The organism is Rahnella victoriana (assembly GCF_004330295.1).
Classification (GTDB): domain Bacteria; phylum Pseudomonadota; class Gammaproteobacteria; order Enterobacterales; family Enterobacteriaceae; genus Rahnella; species Rahnella victoriana.
Genome location: NZ_SJOJ01000011.1, coordinates 1 through 18,359 on the forward strand (window position 1 = coordinate 1; position 18,359 = coordinate 18,359).

Below are 18,359 nucleotides of genomic sequence, written 5' to 3' on the forward strand. Positions count from 1 at the left end.
GGCCATGCTTGGTCAGCGACATAAACAGTTGCACCGCAATGGTCACGACGGCCATCACGATCACAATCACCGGCACCGCAATCCACATCAGATAATTGGGTTCCCACGGGAAATCGAACACTTTGCGTTGCAGCAGCCATAATGCGGCTTCCGCGCCGATCGCCGCCGCAATACCCGCCACCAGCCCGAGCACGGCAAACTCACACCACAGTGTGCGGTGCAGCATTTTTTTGCTGGCACCCAGCGTGCGGTACACAATCAGTTCCTGACGTCGCTGACGCATACCGACCTGAATCTGCGCCAGCAGCAGCAATCCGCCGCACAGCATCACCAGGATCACCATCACTTCCAGCGCCCGGCTCACCTGCTGCAACACCTGTCCGACCTGACGCAGGATCGAACCGATATCCAGCAGACTCAGCGTCGGGAACTGGCGGTTAAGCTGCGTGATCGTGCGGTCATCACCGTGATAGCGGAAACTGGTCAGCCAGCTTTGCGGCTGTGCATCCAGCGCCCCCGGCGGGAAGATGAAGTAGAAATTCGGCTTCAGGCTGTCCCAGTCCACTTTTCGCAGGCTGGTAATTCTGGCGCTGAACTCCTGCGTATCGCCGCTGAAGGTCACCGTATCCCCGAGTTTCAGTCCCAGACGTCCCGCCAGCCCTTCATCAACCGACACTTCATCGGCTTTTGGCGGCCCGTTACCGGCGACCAGCGGATTATGATCCGGCAGCCCTGCCATCCAGGTCAGATTCAGCTCACGGTTCACCGCTTCGCCGCCTGCGTCATCCGGCTTAATGATGTCGGTGGCAATCTGGTCGTTAATTTTGGTCAGACGAACCCGCACAATCGGATAGAAGGTTTCCGGCGCGGCGTTATGCTGATGCAGGAAATCCGTCACCTGCGGAATTTGCTCTTTGGTGATATTGAGCAGGAAGTAATTCGGGCTGTCCGGCGGCAGTTGTTGTTCCCAGCGATCCAGTAAATCCCCGCGCATCACCAGCAGCAATGCCAGCAACATAAACGACATCGAGAATGCCGCCAGCTGGCTGAGCGTCACCCACGGCTGGCGCAGCAGGCGGTTTACCGCCAGACGCAGCGGCAACTGACGGAACGTCAGCTTGCGTAACAGCAGCAGCGCGCCCCAGCCAATCACGCCGAGCAACAGTGACAGCACCAGCACGCCCGCCAGCAGCGACCAGAGCAACGAACTGCCGCCCATCAGCGCCGCCAGCAAACCGACCACCACCACAACCATCACCGGCAGGAAATAACGCAGCGGCCAGACGTTCGCCACCACATCCTGACGCAGCACCCGCAGCGGCTGGGTTGCCAGCAACTGACGATACGGACGGATGCCGATCAGCAGAGAAATCACCACCATCGCGCCCATCGACCACACCCACGGCCAGCCACCGGCAGGCGGCAACGCCGCGGGCAGAACCGGCGCCAGCACCTTCATCAGGATGGCTTCGAATACCAGCCCGACCACGCTGCCGCACAATCCTGCCAGCACCAGCACCGCCAGCCACTGTCCGATAATCAGTTTTTGCAGCGCCTTTTTCCCGGCACCCAGCGTTTTCAGTACGGCAACCAGATCGTAACGGCTGCGGCAGTAATGCCCCATCGACACCGCGATCGCCGCAATCGACAACATCAGAGTCAGCAGCGCCGACAATGTGAGGAATTGCTGTGAACGCTGTAATGATTTGCCCAGCGCGCCGTCGGAATCTTCCATGCCGGTCCAGCGTTGATCCGGCTTGAGCAGCCCTTTGATCGCATCGCCATAGGTCTGAATGGCCTGCGGCGAACCGGCAAACATATAGCGATACGTCAGACGGCTGCCCGGCTGTACCGCGCCGGTTTTCGCCACATCGTCCAGATTCATGATCACGCGTGGCGCAGTCTGGAACGGGTTAAAGCCCGAATCCGGTTCCTGTACCACCACACCGGCAATTTTCAGCGTGGTATCGCCAACATCCAGATTGTCGCCAACTTTCACGTTCAGCAGCGCCAGCAGACGCGGAGCAACCAGCACGGTGCCCGGCTCAGGTTTCAGCCCCGCCGGTTCGGTTTGCAATGTGCCATACAGCGGATACGCCAGATCGGTGGCTTTCACCGCCGCCAGTTGCGGGGTTTCGCCCGCAAAGGTCATGGTCATAAACGACAGCTGACGGCTGACGTTCAGCCCCTGCGCCTGCGCATCCTGCAACCAGGCTTCGGTAATCGGATGCGCTGACCGCAGCACACGATCCCCGGCTATAAACTCGCGGCTTTGCTGACTCAGCCCTTTGTCCATGCGGTCGCTGATACTGCCGAGCGCCAGCACACAGGCCACCGCCAGTGTCAGCGCCAGCCAGACGATCAGCAGCGAAGGCGAGCGCCATTCCCGCCAGAACCAGCGCCAGATCATGCTTCCTCCCACAATTTCCCGTCGCGCAGACGCAACCGCCGCTGACAGCGCGCCGCCAGCTGTTCATCATGCGTGACCAGAATCAGCGTCGTCGCTGCATCGCGGTTCAGTGAAAACAGCAGATCGACAATTCGTTCGCCGGTCGCGCGATCCAGATTGCCGGTCGGTTCATCGGCAAACAGTAATTTCGGTTTGCCGATGAACGCCCGCGCCAGCGCCACACGCTGCTGTTCGCCGCCAGAAAGCTGTGCCGGAAGATGATGCAGACGGCCGCCCAGCCCGAGACTTTCCAGCAGCTGCACCGCCTGCTGACGGCTGCTGCTGTCGCTTTCGCCACGTAACAGCGCGGGAAGCTGGACGTTTTCCAGCGCGTTAAGCGTCGGCACCAGCATGAAAGACTGGAACACGAAGCCGACATTTTTTGCCCGCAACGCCGCACGCCCTTCCTCGTTGAGTTCACTGAGGGATTTTCCCAGCAACTTCACGTCACCGTCGGTGCCGTCATCCAGCCCGGCAAGAATGCCCAGCAAAGTGGATTTGCCGGAACCGGATTCGCCAATCAGGGCAATTGTCTGGGCAGGTTTGACAACCAGCTCCACACCGGACAGGATGGTGAGCTGACTTTCACCCTGACCGACGTGCTTACTTAGATGATGAACTTCAAGAACATTTTCCGCTGGCATCTCCCCTTCCTTATGTTGTTAGGATTATTGAGTTTTCGCGCCGTGGCTGCTGATAACTTACTGATTATTGGCGACAGTTTGAGTGCTGTCTATCGTCTGCCGGTCGCCGAATCCTGGCCGACATTACTGAATAACAAATGGCAAAAAGAAGGCGGGAAACCCGTCATTATTAACGCCAGCATCAGCGGCGATACCGCTGAACAGGGGCTGGCGCGTCTGCCGTCCTTGCTGCAACAGCATCATCCGCGCTGGGTACTGATTGAACTGGGGGCCAACGATGGCCTGCGGGGTTTTCCGCCACAAGCCCTTTCCCAAACCCTGACGAAAGTGATCGCACAGGTCAAACAAGCCGGTGCGCAGCCGCTGCTGATGCAAATCCGCCTGCCGCCTAACTATGGCCGCCGCTACGGTGACGCCTTCTACGCCCTTTATCCGGCGCTGGCGAAGCAGGAAAATATCCCGCTGGTGCCGTTCTTTATGGAGCAGGTCGCCGTCAAACCCGAATGGATGCAGGACGACGGTTTACATCCGGCACTGGCGGCACAACCGTTTATCGCCGACTGGATGTCAGAAAAACTCACACCGCTGCTGACGCATCAGGGTTAACATACGGCATATAAAAATAATAACGGGACGTGAGTAAAACCAAGACGTTACCTTTTTCACCCGACTCCCTAGTAAATCACAGTCATAAAAAATAGGGACACCTCACAGGTAAAGTTATGCAAAAAGCAGTATTAATTACCGGTTGCTCCAGTGGTATCGGGCTGGTTGCCGCCCAGGATTTGCGCACACGCGGTTATCGGGTACTGGCGGCGTGCCGTAAACCACAGGATATCGACACGCTGCAACAGATGGGTTTTGAAACTGTTCAGCTTGATCTGGACGATCCGAAGAGCGTTGAACAGGCAGCCGATGAGGTGATTGCACTGACCGGCAACCGCCTGTACGGCCTGTTTAACAACGCCGGTTTTGGTGTTTACGGGCCGCTCAGCACCATCAGCCGCGGGCAGTTCGAAAAGCAATTTTCCACCAATCTTTTCGGCACACATCAGCTGACACAATTGTTACTGCCCGCCATGTTGCCGCACGGCGAAGGCCGTATTATCCAGACCAGCTCGGTGATGGGGCTGATTACCACGCCGCGCCGGGGCGTCTATGCCGCCAGTAAATTTGCGCTGGAAGCCTGGTCGGACACCCTGCGCATGGAGCTGCACGGCACCGGCATTCAGGTCAGCCTGATAGAACCCGGCCCGCTGACCAGCAATTTCACCGCCAATGTGAATCAGTCACAGGCCGATCAGCCGGTCGAAAATCCGGGCATTGCCCGTCGTTTTACGCTGACGCCGGAGGCAGTTTTGCCAAAACTGCACCATGCTTTAGAAAACCCGCGCGCGCGCCTGCGTTATCCGGTCACGCTGGTCGCCCATGCCCTGACCGTGCTGAAACGCCTTTTACCCGCGCGCGTACTGGACAAATTATTACGCGGAAACAGCTAAGTAAAAGCGATAAGGGGTTGAAGCGGCCCGAGTCGCCCCCATTTGTTCTTAAATACTTTAATTTTCTATACCCTAAATAATTCGAGTTGCGGGAAGGCGGCAAGCTCACGAAGACCCGGGAGCTTAGATAACTAAGTGACCGGGCTGAATGAGTGCAGCCAACGCATCAGCAGCTCGAAGTATGACGGGTAGCGGAGAGACAGAATTCATGCTTGCACAACCTACAGTAATCGATATCAACGAAACCAACCTGCACCAGACGCTGGAACAATCCATGTCCGTGCCGGTGATGTTCTATTTCTGGTCTGAGCGCAGCCAGCATTGTCTGCAACTGGGGCCGATCCTCGACAAACTGGCTGCGGAATACGCCGGTCAGCTGGTCCTGGCGAAAGTGGACTGCGATACCGAGCAGATGATTGCTCAGCAGTTTGGTCTGCGTTCAATCCCGGCGGTGTACCTGTTTAAAGACGGTCAGCCTGTCGATGGTTTCCAGGGGCCGCAGCCGGAAGAAGTCATCCGTGAACTGCTGCAAAAAGTGTTGCCGAAAGAAGAAGAGCTGAAACTGGCTCAGGCGCAGGAATTGTTGCAGGCGGGCAACGTGGCGGAAGCCCTGCCGTTGCTGAAAGATGCCTGGCAGCTGAGCAATTACCGCAGTGATATCGGCCTGCTGCTGGCGGAAACGCAAATTCACCTCAACCGCTCCGACGACGCTGAAGCCGTACTGGCGACCATCCCGTTACAGGATAAAGACTCCCGTTATCAGGGATTGATCGCGCAGATCGAGTTGCTGAAACAGGCCGCTGACACGCCGGAAATTCAGCTGCTGCAACAGGAACTCCAGCAGGATCCTGAAAACGCCGAGCTGGTGGTGAAACTCAGCCTGCAACTGCATCAGGTCGGGCGTAACGAAGAAGCGCTGGAACTGCTGATGGCACCGCTGAAAAAAGATCTGGGTGCGGCAAATGGCGCGGCGCGTAAAACGCTGATGGATATCATGGCGGCACTGGGCACCGGCGATGCGCTGGCTGCCAAATATCGCCGTCAGTTATATTCTCTGCTGTATTAATTCATCAGATCTACCGCTGAATCAGGCTACGCACGTCACTTAACCGGACGTGCGTTTTTTTTGGCTTTTTCCCCGTCTTTTATCCCCTGAACTATCCTTTATTAATACGATGACTTAACGATTTGTGCGACAATTGAGCACGCGCCTGACCGGTCGGTGAGTGCGCCAGGGACATGTTTTTATTCGATTATTCCCTCAGGAATAATCAGGACACAGTTTTACAGGAGTTTCATACTATGTTTGACCTCATTCCCATTCCTATCCTCATTCTGATCGTGCTGGCGCTACTGGTGGTGTACGCCGGGATCAAGATCGTGCCACAGGGCTATCAGTGGACCGTTGAACGCTTTGGCCGTTATACCAAAACCCTGATGCCGGGGCTGAATCTGGTCGTGCCGTTTGTTGACCGCATCGGCCGCAAAATCAATATGATGGAACAGGTGCTGGACATTCCTTCTCAGGAAGTGATTTCTCGCGATAACGCTAACGTTGCCATCGACGCCGTGTGCTTTATTCAGGTGATTGACCCGGCGCGTGCCGCGTATGAAGTCAGCAATCTGGAACAGGCGATCGTTAACCTGACCATGACCAACTTCCGTACCGTGCTTGGCTCGATGGAACTGGACGAGATGCTGTCACAACGCGACAACATCAACGCACGTTTGCTGCATATCGTCGATGAAGCCACCAATCCGTGGGGCGTGAAAATCACCCGTATCGAGATCCGCGATGTGCGCCCACCGGCTGAACTGATTTCCGCGATGAATGCGCAGATGAAAGCCGAACGCACAAAACGTGCCGATATTCTGGAAGCCGAAGGCGTGCGTCAGTCCGCTATTTTGCGTGCTGAAGGTGAAAAACAGTCACAAATCCTGAAAGCGGAAGGTGAACGTCAGTCTGCCTTCCTGCAGGCAGAAGCGCGTGAACGTGCGGCGGAAGCGGAAGCGCAGGCAACCAAAATGGTATCTGAAGCCATTGAAGCGGGCAGCGTTCAGGCGATTAACTACTTCGTGGCACAAAAATACACCGATGCGCTGACCAAAATTGGTTCTGCGAATAACAGCAAAATCATCATGATGCCGCTGGATGCCACCAGCCTGATGGGGTCTATCGGCGGAATTGCTGAGCTGCTGAAAGAAACCAAAGGCGGCAAATAATGCTGCATGATTTCATGGCAAATCCGCACGTATTCTGGCTGTCTCTGGGCGGCCTGTTGCTGGCGGCTGAGCTGGTCGGTGCGAGTGGTTACTTGCTGTGGAGCGGCGTGGCAGCGGCCTTAGTGGGCGCTGTCACCTGGATCCTGCCGTTGCCGTGGGAATGGCAGGGCACGGCGTTCGCGCTGCTAACCATTCTGGCGGCGTGGCTGTGGTGGAAATGGCTGAATCTGCGCGCCGACAAACCGGCCGGTAATTCAGCCCTGAACCAGCGCGGCCAGCAGTTAGTGGGTACTTACGCCACCGTGCTGGAACCGGTAACCAATCAGTTTACACGGGTACAAATCGGTGACAGCAGCTGGCGCGCAATCTGCACCTCGCCGCTCAATGTCGGTGACAAAGTGATTATCACCGGCGTGGAAGGCGCCACGCTGCGCGTGGAACCTGAGGTTCGCTAAACCCCCCTCTCAGTGTTTGTGACAACAGCCACTGAGATTGTCGATGATCGGGCAATCCGCGCCATCGTCACCGGGGCAGGATTCCGCCAGCGTCAGTAAGCGCTCACGCATGGCTTTAAGCTCTTCAATGTGCCGCGCAATTTCGGCGGCCTTTTCTAACGTCCGCGCTTTAACATCCGCACTGTGCCGGTCAGGATTGTGGAACAACGCCACCAGCTCCTGACACTCTTCCAGCGTGAAACCGACCTGTCGTGCCTGACGCAGTAAGGTCAGTTCTTCGATATGTTTTTGTGCATAACTGCGGTAGCCGTTTTCGCTGCGAGCCGGTGCGGTGACCAGCCCTTTCTCTTCATAAAAACGGATGGCTTTACTGGTCAGCCCGGTTTTTTTCGCCACATCACTGATGTTCATTTCGCCTCCACGACAAGCTGATTGTTGCGCATGATACGGACATCATACGCCATCAGAAGCGATCAGCTGTAATGGACGGTTTGTTTTTTGGTACGCAGAAGCAGCCACATCGGCAACGGCAGGGTCACGATCAGCAGGATCCACAACAGCGAATACACCGAGGTCACGCCGTCATTTTGCAGATTGATAAACATTTTTACCGGTATGCCCTGCGGGAAATAGCAGAATACCATCACAATGCCGAATTCACCGATGGCGCGCACCCAGGCGATCGCCACGCCAGCGGCAATGCCGCGTGACGCCAGCGGAAGTGTCAGCCGGATAAACACCTGAAACGGCGAAGCGCCGAGGGTTTTCCCTGCTTCTTCAACGTCTTTCGGCACCGCTTCCAGCGCACCTCTGGCGGAAATAATGAAATACGGCAGTGCGCCATAAATCTGCGCCAGCACGAACGCGGGCGCATTGTTGTTGAGCGTCATGCCTGTAGCAGACAGGATTTCGCCGACCGAACCGTACGGCCCGTACACTGACACCAGTAAAATGCCCATCGCCAGCGGCGGCGTCAGCAACGGGATCAGCACCAGCACTTCCACCACATTGCGCCAGCGTGACGCGGTTTTCGCCAGCCAGAAAGCCACCGGCAGACCGAGTAAAATAATCAGGCCCACCGATACCAGACTCAGCCCGAGCGATACCGCGACCGCATGGCTGTCGCCGTAAGCCAGATGAAAATCTGACCACGGCGTCAGGAACAGCAGCGTGACAAACGGCACCATTAACAGTGCCAGTGCGGGAACCGCCATGCCTGACGCACGCAACTTAAAGGTTTCCGCCTTTCGGTTTGTCATAACCATTTTGTTCAAACAGTTGCTGACCTTTGGCACTTTGCATGTAGCTGATAAATGCTTTCGCCAGTTCCGGATGCGGCGCGTTGTTCAGCACCACCGCGTAAAACACCAGCGGCTGAGTGCTCAGCGTTTTCTCTTTGCCGGTGGCATCTTTCACATTGAACGTGACTTTGCTGTACCAGTCTTTGCTCATCTGCGGATTGCTCAGGTTAATTTCATCCGGCAGTTTGATGTACGGCAGATGGGCGGAAATGGTGGCGCTTTCGTAACCCGACGCGGCATCAACCTGACCGGCTTCCAGACGGGTCAGCAAACCGCCTTCGCCGGAAATCTGTTTAGGGTTTTGTATGTCGCCCAGCACCGCTTTTTCCAGCCCCGGTTGTTTGTAGTAATTTTCAGCCAGCATCATGGTGAAAATGATGTTCTGACCCTGCGGATCGCTGACCGGATCGGTACGGCCAAATTGCAGCCCCGGCGTTTGCAGCACTTTCCACCACGGCTCAGCGCCCACCTTACCGTCTTTAATCGCGGCAAATTTTTCAGCGTATTTGCCTTTCGGATTGTAGGCAATCACCATGCTGGTGCTGGCGACCGGGATCGCCTGCCCGGCCAGTCCGGCTTTTTGCAGGATTTCAACCGGCCCCGGCGTGATCGACACGAACACATCCGCCACCACTTTTTTCGACGCCAGCAGATTTGCCATGCCGTAAGCGCCCTGCCCCTGTCCCTGATAATTCACGTGTTTTTGCTGCGCGAAATCCGGCCCCAGATATTTATCCATCACCACGCCCATCGAACCGGCGTAAGTCACACGAAAATCGTCAGCCGCCTGAGAACCCTGTGATGCTGCCAGACCCGCCAGCAATAATGCCGCCGTCAGTCCGGTTTTCTGAATCTTGCCCATACATGTTATCCCTGATTTACCGCTATATAGTTGTGGGTATAACGATAAGGCAATTTCAAGCCAACTTTCTAAATAAAGTGTAAATGGAAAAGATTTGCAGGCAGAAGAGACCGGGGCTTGACCTTCCCCTTGCTGGAAGGTTTATCCTCTGTCCTGAGTGAAGTTAACCCTGAGGAAATTCATCATGACGACTACCGTATTATCCCTGCAAGGCTTGTCCTGCGGGCACTGTGTCGCTTCAACACGTAAAGCACTGGAAGCGGTCGAAGGCACCACCGCGGTGGAAGTGTCTCTGGATAAAGCCATCGTTAAAGGCGAGGCCAGCAGCCAGAGCCTGATCGACGCCGTGGTCAACGCCGGTTACGACGCGCAGGTCGCGGGAGACACATCCCCAAAATCTGAGCCGCTGACCGATAAGGCGAGTGTTTTGCCGGAACCCCTGTCAGCGGCCGCGTCACCTGTTCCGGCTGAAACTCCCGCCCCGCAAACCGCCGGTGACAGCGTGCAGCTGTTACTCAGCGGCATGAGCTGCGCCAGTTGTGTCAGTAAGGTGCAACGGGCGCTGGAAGGCGTGGAAGGCGTCGCGCGGGCGCGGGTCAATCTGGCGGAACGCAGTGCGCTGGTCAGCGGCGATGCTGACCAGAACGCGCTGATTGCCGCCGTTGAACGTGCCGGTTACGGCGCTGAAATTATTATCGACGAAACCAAACGCCGCGAGCGCCAGCAGCAAACCTCGCGTAAAAGCATGATCCGTTTCAGCTGGCAGGCGGCGGTGGGTCTCGCAGCCGGTATCCCGATGATGTTATGGGGACTGCTCGGCGGCGAAATGATGGTCACCGCCAGTAACCAGACCGGCTGGCTGATTGTCGGGTTGCTGACGTTGCTGATCATGGTTGTCGCGGGCGGACATTTCTACCGCAGCGCGTGGAAAAACCTGATGCACGGCAGCGCCAACATGGACACGCTGGTGTCACTCGGTACCGGCGCGGCGTGGGTATTCTCGTTCGCGGTCAGCCTGTGGCCGGACGCGTTCCCGATGCAGGCACGCCATCTTTATTACGAAGCCAGCGTGATGATTATCGGCCTGATTAACCTCGGTCACGCGCTGGAACAACGCGGACGCCAGCGTTCCTCTCAGGCGCTTGAACGCCTGCTGGATCTGACGCCGCCCACCGCGCGCGTCGTCACCGGTGAAGGTGAAAAAAACCTGCCACTGGCGGACCTTCAGCAAGGCATGACGCTGCGTCTGACCACCGGTGACCGCGTGCCGGTTGACGGTGAAATTCAAAGCGGCGAAGCCTGGATGGATGAAGCCATGCTGACCGGCGAACCGATCCCTCAGCAGAAATCGCAGGGTGAAAAAGTCCATGCCGGGACGCTGGTGAAAGACGGCAGCGTGCTGTTCCGTGCCGACGCTATCGGCAGCCAGACCACGCTTTCCCGCATTATCAAACTGGTGCGGGAAGCTCAGGGCAGTAAACCGGAAATCGGCAAACTGGCGGATAAAATCTCTTCTGTCTTCGTGCCCGCCGTGGTGCTGATCGCCCTGTTCAGCGGCGCAATCTGGTACTTCTTCGGCCCGCAGCCGCAACTGATGTATACGCTGGTGATCGTCACCACCGTGCTGATTATCGCCTGTCCTTGTGCGTTGGGGCTGGCGACGCCGATGTCGATTACCGCAGGCGTAGGCCGTGCGGCAGAATTCGGTGTACTGGTGCGTGATGCCGATGCACTGCAAAAAGCCAGCACGCTTTCCACGCTGGTGTTCGATAAAACCGGGACGCTGACCGAAGGCCAGCCGAAAGTGACGGATATCCACACCTTTGGCGGCATCCCTGAACAGCAGGCGCTGCGCTATGCGGCCGCACTGGAAAAAGGGTCGCATCATCCGCTGGCGCAGGCGATTGTGGAAAAAGCCGAAGGGCAGGATATCCCTGACGTACTGAATTTCCGCACCCTCGGCGGGCTGGGTTTGCGCGGCGAGGCGGAAGGCATCGCGCTGTTGCTGGGTAATCTGGCGCTGATGCATGAAAACCGCATCGATACCGGCGAGGCGGATGCCCTGCTGGAAAGCCTGGCAGGTGAAGGCGCGACGCCGGTTTTACTGGCGGCTGACGGTCAGCTGGCGGCGCTGTTTGCCCTGCGCGATCCGTTACGCGAAGACAGCAAAAGCGCCCTGCAACGCCTGCACCAACTGGGTTATCAGCTGGTGATGCTGACCGGGGATAATCCGCGCACAGCACAGGCGATTGCCGCGCAGGCAGGGATCGATCAGGTGATTGCCGGCGTGCGTCCGGAGGGCAAAGCCGATGCCATTAAACGCTTGCAGGCAAAAGGTCAGCAGGTGGCGATGATCGGCGACGGCATCAATGATGCCCCGGCGCTGGCGCAGGCGGATGTCGGCATTGCGATGGGCGGCGGCAGTGATGTGGCGATCGAAACGGCGGCAATAACGCTGATGCGCCCGAGCCTGCACGGTGTGGCGGATGCGCTGGCGATGTCACAGGCCACGCTGCGCAATATGAAACAGAACCTGCTGGGGGCGTTTATTTATAACGTGATTGGTATCCCGGTCGCGGCGGGTGTGCTTTATCCGCTGACCGGCACACTGCTCAGCCCGGTGGTGGCGGGTGCAGCGATGGCGCTGTCTTCGATTACCGTCGTCGCCAATGCAAATCGTCTGTTGCACTTTACGCCGAAAAAACAAGACGTTTCCCCTGTTCGCTAAAACGCTGACGCGTTAGCATGGTCTCTCATTTTTCGGGAGACCATGCACTATGGCGCAGTTTTTCAACCGGGTATTACGCGGTTTCCGCAGGCTGTTCCCTGTCGAGTATGCCTATCCCGCCATTGATATTCAGCTTCCCGGCAACCGTTCCCTGCATCTGGTGGGCAGCATTCATATGGGCACGCAGGATATGCAACCGCTGCCTGCGCCACTGTTACGCCGTCTGCAAAAAGCCGATGCCCTGATTGTCGAAGCCGATATCAGCGGTACGGAATCCCCTTTCAGCATGACCGGCGAATTTCCGCCGCTGGCCGAACGCCTGCCTGAATCCCAGTATCTGCACGTCGAACGTTTATGCGAAGAACTGGGCGTCTCCATGTGGACGCTCAATCCGCTGCCGTCATGGCAGATCGCGCTGATGCTCCAGGCCACACAGGCGCAGCGCCTCGGGTTGCGTGGCAATTACGGCATCGACTATCAGCTTTTGCAGACTGCCAAAAATCAGGACACAAAAATCATTGAACTGGAAGGCCCGCAGGAACAGTTTGCCCTGTTGCAGCAACTGCCGGACGATGGCCTGACGTTGCTGGAAGACACCCTGACGCACTGGCACACCAACGCCCGCCTGCTGCAAACCATGATCAGCTGGTGGCTGGATACCAAACCGGGGGTGTCGGCCGAACCACTGCCGAATACTTTCAGCAGCGATCTGTACGACATTCTGATGAATCAGCGGAACCTGCGCTGGAAGCAACTGCTGCTGGATCTCCCGCCGGGAGACTATGTGGTCGCCGTCGGCGCGCTGCATTTGTATGGCGAAGGGAATCTGCCTGATTTGCTGAAAGGATAAAAAAATGGCCGGTTTTAAGGCCGGCCAGTCAAAGAGGAATTTCATTTTATTAGTTATAGCTTCAGTGCCAGCCCTTACGGACGCAGCACCGGCGGGCACAGGGTAGCAATCTGTGTTGGGTCTTGGCAATAACCATTCATTGCTCTACTATTTCTCCCTCGCTTAATAATCGCACTTTATTGTTTAATTTCATCAGATTGAACGACTGATGAAATTTCGAACAAAAACCTAAAATAACACTGAGGAGACAGGCTATGACCCCTGCCGTATTACTCCTGGAAAAGAATAAGGTCCGCTTTACCCTTCACCCGTACGAACACAGCAGCGATGAAACTCATTTTGGCGATGAAGCCGTAAAAAAACTCGGTCTGGATGCGCGTCAGGTTTATAAAACATTGCTGGTGTCGCTGAACGGCGATGCCAAAAATCTGGCCGTGGCGGTGACGCCGGTCGCCTCGCAGCTGGATCTCAAAAAAGTCGCGAAAGCCCTGGGGGCGAAAAAAGCCGATATGGCGGATCCGGTGATTGCGCAGCGGGTGACCGGCTATCTGGTCGGCGGCATCAGCCCGCTCGGGCAGAAAAAGCTGCTGCCAACGGTGATCGACAGCCCGGCGCAAACATTCGACACCATTTATGTTTCCGGGGGTAAACGCGGTCTTGATATTGAACTGTCCGCAGGCGATCTTTGTCGCTTACTGAAAGGCCGGTTTGCTGAGATCGCAAAAATCGGCTGATAGCCATCATATCTGTACCCTAAAATAATAAGGTCTACCCGCTATGACAGACACCACGTCAACGTCTGAAAGCCCGCAGAAAGACGCAGTCAAAAAGACTGCGTTTTCTATTCTGGCGGCGATCAGCGTTTCCCACCTGCTTAATGACATGATCCAGTCGCTGATCCTGGCGATTTATCCTTTGCTGCAAAACGAATTTTCGCTGAGCTTCACGCAAATCGGGCTGATCACCCTGACCTACCAGATCACCGCTTCGCTGTTGCAGCCGCTGATCGGCTCTTACACCGATAAACATCCGCAGCCGTATTCTTTGCCGATCGGTATGGGCTTCACGCTTTCCGGGCTGTTGCTGCTGGCGGTGGCGCAGAGTTTCCCGGTGGTGCTGCTGGCGGCGGCGCTGGTCGGCACCGGTTCCTCGGTGTTCCATCCTGAATCGTCGCGCGTGGCACGCATGGCTTCCGGCGGACGTCACGGGCTGGCGCAGTCACTGTTCCAGGTGGGCGGCAACTTCGGTTCCTCGCTGGGTCCGCTGCTGGCGGCGCTGATCATTGCGCCTTATGGCAAAGGCAATGTCGCGTGGTTCTCACTCGCGGCGCTGCTCGGTATCGTGGTGTTACTGCAAATCAGTAAGTGGTATCGCCAGCAAAACCAGCTCGCCAAAAAGCGCGGACCGGTGAACACTCAGGTGACGCTGCTGCCACGCAAAACGGTGGCGATGTCGATGGGTATCTTGCTGATCCTGATTTTCTCGAAGTATTTCTACCTGACCAGCCTGAGCAGTTATTACACCTTCTACCTGATCCATAAATTTGGTGTATCGGTGCAGAGCGCGCAAATCCATCTGTTCGTTTTCCTGTTCGCCGTGGCGGCAGGGACGATTATCGGCGGGCCGGTAGGCGATAAGATTGGGCGCAAATACGTCATATGGGTGTCAATTCTCGGCGTTGCGCCATTTACGCTGCTTTTGCCTCACGCCAATCTGATGTGGACCAGCGTACTGAGCGTGATTATCGGCGTGATCCTGGCCTCGGCATTTTCGGCCATTCTGGTGTTTGCGCAGGAGCTGATGCCGGGGAAAGTCGGCATGGTTTCCGGCCTGTTCTTTGGTCTGGCCTTTGGTATGGGCGGGCTGGGCGCGGCGGTGCTGGGCTACGTGGCGGATAAAACCAGCATCGAGCTGGTGTATCAGATTTGTGCCTTCCTGCCGTTGTTAGGCATCCTGACCGCATTCCTGCCGAATATTGAACGTAAACACCGCTAAACTTCCTGCCTGACGCTGCCGATATTCTTTTAACGGCAGCGTCAAACCCCTTATGCTCTTGATATCTGCCAGATAAAACCCATTTAAATCGTCCGTTGGGATTTTTTTTACGGCCTGCGGGCGATTTCGTACAAAAAAGGCCAAAATTCCCCAACGCGATAACGATTTTTGCCATAAACTTAGAAACAATCTGCAACACATTTGCTTTGTGCATAACCAGAAGGAGTCTGAATGCATCATTCTACGCCTCTCATCACTACCATCGTCGGCGGTCTGGTCTTAGCGTTCCTGTTAGGAATGCTCGCCAACCGCCTGCGAATTTCCCCTCTGGTGGGCTATCTCGCCGCTGGCGTGCTGGCCGGTCCGTTTACACCGGGCTTTGTTGCAGACACGTCGCTGGCCCCTGAACTGGCAGAAATCGGCGTCATCCTGCTGATGTTTGGCGTCGGACTGCATTTTTCGCTGAAAGATCTCCTGGCCGTAAAGTCGATAGCCATTCCCGGCGCTGTAGCGCAAATCGCGGTAGCGACGCTGCTTGGGATGGGGTTATCGAGCCTGATGGGCTGGGATCTGGCCACCGGACTGGTGTTCGGGTTGTGCCTGTCCACCGCCAGTACCGTGGTGCTGCTGCGTGCGCTGGAAGAACGGCAACTGATTGAAAGCCAGCGCGGGCAAATCGCCATCGGCTGGCTGATTGTGGAAGATCTGGTGATGGTGCTGACGCTGGTTCTGCTGCCTGCGTTCAGCGGCATGCTGGAAAGCCATCACTCCAGCCCGGTTGAACTGCTCACCGGACTGGCGGTGACTATCGGTAAAGTGATCGCGTTTATGGTACTGATGATGGTCGTCGGCCGCCGCGTGGTACCGTGGATCCTGGCCAAAACCGCCAGCACCGGTTCACGCGAACTGTTTACGCTGTCAGTTCTGGCGCTGGCACTGGGCATCGCCTACGGCGCCGTCGAGTTCTTTGACGTGTCGTTCGCACTCGGCGCGTTCTTCGCCGGTATGGTGCTGAACGAGTCCGAACTCAGCCAGCGTGCCGCCCATGACACGTTACCGTTGCGCGATGCGTTTGCGGTGCTGTTCTTCGTCTCGGTCGGTATGTTATTCGACCCGATGATTCTGGTGCGCGAGCCGCTGACCGTGATTGCGACGCTGGCGATTATCGTGTTCGGTAAATCGATTGCCGCCTTCTTACTGGTGAAGATGTTCGGGCATTCCAAACGCACCGCGCTGACGATTTCCGTCAGTCTGGCGCAGATCGGTGAATTCGCCTTTATTCTGGCAGGCCTTGGGATTTCACTGGGGCTGCTGTCTGAACATGGCCGCAATCTGGTGCTGGCGGGCGCGATCCTGTCGATCATGTTTAACCCGCTGCTGTTCACGTTGCTGGAAAAGTATCTGACGAAAACGGAAACCATCGAAGACCAGAGTGTTGAAGAAGCCGTTGAAGACGAGAAGCAAATCCCGTTCGATTTGTGCAATCACGCGCTGCTGGTCGGTTATGGTCGCGTGGGCAGTCTGCTCGGTGAAAAACTACAGGCCGCCGGTATCCCGCTGGTGGTGATTGAAAACTCAAGACCGCGTGTCGAGGCGCTGCGCGATCAGGGCATCAGCACGGTGCTGGGCAATGCCGCCAATCAGGAAGTGATGGATCTGGCGCGGCTCGACTGCGCCCGCTGGCTGCTGGTGACCATTCCCAACGGGTATGAAGCGGGAGAAATCGTCGCCTCCGCCCGCACCAGGCGGCCTAATATCGAAATTATTGCCCGTGCGCATTATGACGATGAAGTCACCTACATCATGGAACGCGGCGCGGATCGCGTGGTGATGGGCGAGCGGGAAATCGCCAACAGCATGCTGGATATGTTGCAGATCGATGTCATGACCGAAGACGAAAAACGGCCATTCTGTCCGATCTGACGCCTGCTGAACTCCGGGCGCAGTGTGTTTGCTGCGTCCGTTTCCCGCCCTCTCCCCTCCGTTAAAATTTGCGCAACATTAAAAAACCAAATCAGATCAATTCGCGGTATTCTGTGCTCATGCCAAATATTGATCGGTACTGCGATGTTGCTATCCCAACTGGAAACGTTAAACATATTGAGCACGCCGGTCTGGGTTGTCTCAACGCATAACCAGCATATTCTTTTTGCCAATACGGCCGCCAGAGTGCTCGCCGGTAACAGCCTGTTAGGCCCGTTGCGCAATGGTCAGTTCTCTGTGCATTCCCAGCAATCCCTCGACTCTTACCTGCCGAACCTGAAGAAAGGGGATCAGATCATTGAGATCTGGACCATTCACAAGGAAGGCCGCGCTTTTCCGCTCAGTTGCCGTCTTTCACTGGCGCAGTTTGGCATTCAGGAACCGGCGATTGTCTTTGAGGGCGCACATACCTCGGCGGCAAATGTGCCCGTCCCCGGCCCTTTCCCGGATAACGCCAGACCCTATCGCCGCGACGAAAGTAGTTTCTATGAACGTTTTTTCCAGACCAACAGCGCGCCGATGTTGCTGATCGACCCGGCCAATAACGGACAAATTGTGGATGCCAATCTGGCCGCAACCCGGTTTTATGGCTACTCGCGTGATGACATCTGCATGAAACACACATGGGAAATCAACGCGATGGGTGAGGATGTGTTGCCGGTGATGCACGAAATCGCCCGTCTGCCCGGCGGTCACAAACCACTGACCTTTGTGCATAAACTGGCAGACGGCAACTTGCGCCACGTGCAGACGTACGCCGGACCGGTGGATCTGGAAGGCGTCCGGCTGATGCTATGTATTATTCACGACATTACCGAACAGAAACGCCTCGAGCAGGAACTGGAACATGCCGCCCTGCGCGACCCGCTGACGGGACTGGGAAACCGCCGCCAGTTCATGCAACTGGTGGAAAATGCGCGGACGCAAAACCCGCAACGCACGCACAATTTCAGCCTGATGCTGGTGGATGCCGATCATTTCAAGGCGATTAACGATCAGCACGGACACAACAAAGGTGATGACGCGCTGGTGATGCTGGCGCGAACGCTGGAAACCGGCATCCGCGAGAGCGATACCGTATTCCGCTGGGGTGGCGAAGAGTTTTTGATTTTGCTGCCGCTGACCGGTCTGGAAGGCGCGCTGCATGTCGCGGAAACACTGCGTACGGCCGTAGAACGGTTTGCCCGCCCTGATCTGCCGTCGGTCACGGTCAGCGTCGGAGTGGTGCAATACGAAACCGGTGAAGATTTTACCAGCCTGTTTAAACGGGTGGATGACGCGCTATACCGCGCAAAAACGTCGGGCAGGAATCAGGTACAGGCGGGCTGAAAAAAAGGGCGGGGATTCAATTTCCCGCCCTTTTCACTTTT

General features: G+C 56.6%; 16 protein-coding genes. 11 read left to right on the forward strand and 5 right to left on the reverse strand.

The window, feature by feature from the left end:
- Both ybbP and ybbA read right to left on the reverse strand, forming a co-directional pair.
- The coding region (gene ybbP / locus EYY67_RS10805; RefSeq protein ID WP_131693491.1) for a putative ABC transporter permease subunit YbbP at window positions 1–2,410 on the reverse strand (2,410 nt) is incomplete at its 3' end.
- Window positions 2,407–3,093 carry a putative ABC transporter ATP-binding protein YbbA gene (gene ybbA / locus EYY67_RS10810; protein WP_095925008.1) on the reverse strand — a complete coding sequence of 229 codons (687 nt, stop codon included), beginning with the start codon at window positions 3,091–3,093 and terminating at the stop codon, window positions 2,407–2,409. The genes ybbA and ybbP, both read right to left, overlap by 4 nt.
- Between ybbA and tesA the strand changes: the two genes are divergently transcribed.
- The 5 genes from tesA (at window position 3,064) to EYY67_RS10835 (ending at window position 7,270) form a co-directional block, all read left to right on the forward strand.
- The gene (tesA, locus tag EYY67_RS10815; RefSeq protein WP_123902755.1) at window positions 3,064–3,699 is read left to right on the forward strand and encodes a multifunctional acyl-CoA thioesterase I/protease I/lysophospholipase L1; all 636 of its coding nucleotides are present in this window, start codon (window positions 3,064–3,066) and stop codon (window positions 3,697–3,699) included. The genes ybbA and tesA overlap by 30 nt on opposite strands.
- Window positions 3,700–3,815: 116 nt before the next feature.
- A complete protein-coding gene (locus tag EYY67_RS10820) occupies window positions 3,816–4,592 on the forward strand; it encodes an SDR family oxidoreductase (protein ID WP_095925006.1) in 777 nt (258 codons plus the stop codon).
- Between the two features lie 208 nt (window positions 4,593–4,800).
- Window positions 4,801–5,658, forward strand: a complete 858-nt coding sequence (locus tag EYY67_RS10825; RefSeq protein WP_131693492.1) for a co-chaperone YbbN — start codon at window positions 4,801–4,803, stop codon at window positions 5,656–5,658.
- A gap of 236 nt (window positions 5,659–5,894) precedes the next feature.
- The gene (locus EYY67_RS10830; RefSeq protein WP_095925004.1) at window positions 5,895–6,815 is read left to right on the forward strand and encodes an SPFH domain-containing protein; all 921 of its coding nucleotides are present in this window, start codon (window positions 5,895–5,897) and stop codon (window positions 6,813–6,815) included.
- Window positions 6,815–7,270 (forward strand): NfeD family protein, encoded by a 456-nt coding sequence (locus EYY67_RS10835; RefSeq protein WP_119826735.1) that lies wholly within the window; start codon window positions 6,815–6,817, stop codon window positions 7,268–7,270. Before EYY67_RS10830 ends, EYY67_RS10835 begins: the two co-directional genes overlap by 1 nt.
- 9 nt (window positions 7,271–7,279) lie before the next feature.
- On the opposite strand, the gene cueR is transcribed toward EYY67_RS10835, so the two are convergent.
- The 3 genes from cueR to EYY67_RS10850 form a co-directional block, all read right to left on the reverse strand.
- Window positions 7,280–7,681 carry a Cu(I)-responsive transcriptional regulator gene (gene cueR, locus EYY67_RS10840; RefSeq protein WP_095925002.1) on the reverse strand — a complete coding sequence of 134 codons (402 nt, stop codon included), beginning with the start codon at window positions 7,679–7,681 and terminating at the stop codon, window positions 7,280–7,282.
- Window positions 7,682–7,743: 62 nt separating this feature from the next.
- Window positions 7,744–8,529 (reverse strand): molybdate ABC transporter permease subunit, encoded by a 786-nt coding sequence (locus tag EYY67_RS10845; RefSeq protein WP_195816796.1) that lies wholly within the window; start codon window positions 8,527–8,529, stop codon window positions 7,744–7,746.
- Window positions 8,501–9,433 carry an extracellular solute-binding protein gene (locus tag EYY67_RS10850; protein ID WP_131693493.1) on the reverse strand — a complete coding sequence of 311 codons (933 nt, stop codon included), beginning with the start codon at window positions 9,431–9,433 and terminating at the stop codon, window positions 8,501–8,503. Before EYY67_RS10850 ends, EYY67_RS10845 begins: the two co-directional genes overlap by 29 nt.
- 184 nt (window positions 9,434–9,617) lie before the next feature.
- On the opposite strand from EYY67_RS10850, the gene copA reads away from it, so the two are divergent.
- The 6 genes from copA (at window position 9,618) to EYY67_RS10880 (ending at window position 18,318) form a co-directional block, all read left to right on the forward strand.
- Window positions 9,618–12,161 (forward strand): copper-exporting P-type ATPase CopA, encoded by a 2,544-nt coding sequence (copA, locus tag EYY67_RS10855; RefSeq protein ID WP_131693494.1) that lies wholly within the window; start codon window positions 9,618–9,620, stop codon window positions 12,159–12,161.
- A 49-nt stretch (window positions 12,162–12,210) separates the two neighbouring features.
- On the forward strand, window positions 12,211–13,011 hold the full coding sequence (locus EYY67_RS10860; protein ID WP_119826742.1) for a TraB/GumN family protein: 801 nt from the start codon (window positions 12,211–12,213) through the stop codon (window positions 13,009–13,011).
- Window positions 13,012–13,265: 254 nt separating this feature from the next.
- Window positions 13,266–13,745 (forward strand): Cys-tRNA(Pro)/Cys-tRNA(Cys) deacylase YbaK, encoded by a 480-nt coding sequence (gene ybaK, locus EYY67_RS10865; RefSeq protein ID WP_119826744.1) that lies wholly within the window; start codon window positions 13,266–13,268, stop codon window positions 13,743–13,745.
- A 43-nt stretch (window positions 13,746–13,788) separates the two neighbouring features.
- The gene (locus tag EYY67_RS10870) at window positions 13,789–15,006 is read left to right on the forward strand and encodes an MFS transporter (RefSeq protein ID WP_095924996.1); all 1,218 of its coding nucleotides are present in this window, start codon (window positions 13,789–13,791) and stop codon (window positions 15,004–15,006) included.
- Window positions 15,007–15,237: 231 nt separating this feature from the next.
- Complete coding sequence (ybaL, locus tag EYY67_RS10875) at window positions 15,238–16,929, forward strand: YbaL family putative K(+) efflux transporter (RefSeq protein WP_119826749.1); 1,692 nt, start codon at window positions 15,238–15,240, stop codon at window positions 16,927–16,929.
- 144 nt (window positions 16,930–17,073) lie between these two features.
- Complete coding sequence (locus tag EYY67_RS10880) at window positions 17,074–18,318, forward strand: GGDEF domain-containing protein (RefSeq protein ID WP_095924994.1); 1,245 nt, start codon at window positions 17,074–17,076, stop codon at window positions 18,316–18,318.
- The last annotated feature ends 41 nt before the right edge of the window (window positions 18,319–18,359 follow it).